Source organism: Gemmatimonas sp. (assembly GCF_041689975.1).
In the GTDB taxonomy this organism is placed as follows: Bacteria; Gemmatimonadota; Gemmatimonadetes; order Gemmatimonadales; family Gemmatimonadaceae; genus Gemmatimonas.
Genome location: NZ_JBDNFF010000123.1, coordinates 1 through 2,181, shown reverse-complemented (window position 1 = coordinate 2,181; position 2,181 = coordinate 1). Strand labels below are relative to the sequence as shown.

The following is a 2,181-nucleotide window of genomic DNA, read 5'->3' as shown; positions in this document are numbered from 1 at the left end:
GGATACTGAGCAAGCAGCAAGTGCCGCACCGCCAGAGGGCACGGCGGAGGATCTCGAGAGCATTCTCTCCGAATGTGTCGGGTCCGGGTTGCCTCGCCTCTGGCTCTCCTGGCACTATCGGAGCCAAGACGAATCGCTTATCGCCTTCAGCAACAGCTTCTACTATGAGGGGCGACTCTCTTCGTTTCCCGCAGCCTCAGCCGGCGCGCGTGGGAGAGGTGTGTCCTGGCACCGTGTGCAACAGGGCGTATTCGATCGCGGTGCCACGCGCACGAATCGTCAGGAGGCGGAAGCGATCGCGGACGTGATTCAGCTGCGGCTTCGCGATCCCATTCTTGCCGAGGCATCGGTAGGTGTCGTCACACTCAATCTCGAGCAGTGCGAACTGGTCTCGGGCATTTTGGAGCAGCGAGCGCTGTCCGATCCCACGCTCGATGCCGTGCTGACGAGCGATGATCCCGCCAAACGCCTGTTCGTCAAGAATCTCGAGAACGTGCAGGGTGATGAGCGAGATGTGATCCTGATCTCGGTCGGCTTCGCGCGTGACGCGGCCGGACAGTTCACGATGAACTTCGGCCCGCTCAATCGCGCTGGTGGCGAACGTCGCTGGAATGTCGCGGTGACCCGCGCTCGTCAGCAGGTGATTGTGTTTTCGTCGATCGATCCGGAGGATATCGACTTGTCGAGAGTCGGAGTCGGCGCCGTCGGTGTACGCCATCTTCGGAGCTACCTCGAGCTGGCGCGTGACGGGTACGCATCGGCAGGGAATATTTCTGCGCATGCCATGGTCGGCGTAGATCGGCACCGAGAGGAGATCGCGACAGCACTCCGGGCAGCCGGGCTGCATGTCGAGAGTGACGTTGGACTCTCATCGTTCAAGGTCGATCTAGCGGTCTCCTTGGCCGACGATCCAGGAAATCGTTTAGTGGCCATTTTGCTCGACGGGCCAGCGTACGCGGCGCGGCGCACCGTGCAGGACCGCGATGCGTTGCCCACGAGCGTCCTGCGAGGCCTCATGGGCTGGCCGGCGATTGTGAGGGTGTGGTTGCCCGAATGGCTACTCGAGCGCGAGCGCGTTGTTTCCGAGATCTTGGCGGTCGCGCACGCCACAAAGAGTCGTCTGGAGGCCGATCTCATCACAAAGGCCGAAGGAAATGGCATCGTATCGCTCGGCGTCTTGTACACGACTGCTTCGGATATTCCACCATCCGGGATCTCGACACTGAGTGAGGCGTCCGAAGTCGAGCTCACGTTCGTTGACGCCGATCTGGCAAGCACGGAGGCATCCCCACGCTCCGCTGAACTTATCAAGGCCATGGTAGTGCCAGTGGTAGCATCAGTGCCCAACATCGCGCGGGTTGCTCGCACGCACGTCCGAGATCCGGAAGATCTCGACTTCACGCCGTATCGCGTGTCGCAATTACGCGGCGATCGGAAAGTGCTCGAGTTTGACAACCCCGTTGCCGATCGCGCCGCGGTCAAGCGCGCAATCGATGCGGTGCTGGTCGTCGAAGCTCCCGTCGAGGCAACTCGGCTGGCAAAGCTGGTGGCTGCGCAATTCGGCCTCCAACGCGTTGTGGAATCCCGACAACTCGCCGTGTTGTCGTGCGTACCGCGTGCGCAAATCAAGAGCTCGAAGCTCGGGCGTTTTGTCTGGGCGGAGAATCAGGATCGTGCGACGTGGATCGCGTTCCGGCGATCGTCGGACGACTGCGATCGTACCTACGACGAGATTGCACCAGAGGAGGTACGCAATGCCATGCTGTTCCTGACACGGAAGGGCATGAGCATGTCGGACGAAGGCATGCTCGCGGATCTAGCTGAGATCTTTCGGGTGAGCAGGATCACGGCACCATTTCGCGAACGCATGTCGCATGTGCTCAAAGAGGTATTGAAGGCCAAACATCTGATGCGCGAGGGAGATCGGATCGTGTTGGCGCTCGCTGAATCGTAGCAAGGGGAGAATGGGTGTCTTCGTCCCGGTGCACTCTGCAACGCCCCTGTCAATTTTCACAATCTGTCCGCATTGCCCATGCCTGTCACATTCGTCCACACCGCCGACTGGCAGCTCGGAAAGCCGTATGGCTCGGTCCTCGACGTTGCCAAACGGTCCAAGCTCCAGCAGGAGCGCTTCGACGTCATCGACCGGATCCGAACACTGGTGATCGACCGCGACGCCGC

At 60.8% G+C, this 2,181-nt stretch carries 1 protein-coding gene; it reads left to right on the top strand.

All coding sequences use genetic code 11. The features are described from left to right. The coding region (locus tag ACESNG_RS08465; RefSeq protein ID WP_373068557.1) for an AAA domain-containing protein at nucleotides 1-1,954 on the top strand (1,954 nt) is incomplete at its 5' end. Between the last annotated feature and the right edge of the window lie 227 nt (nucleotides 1,955-2,181).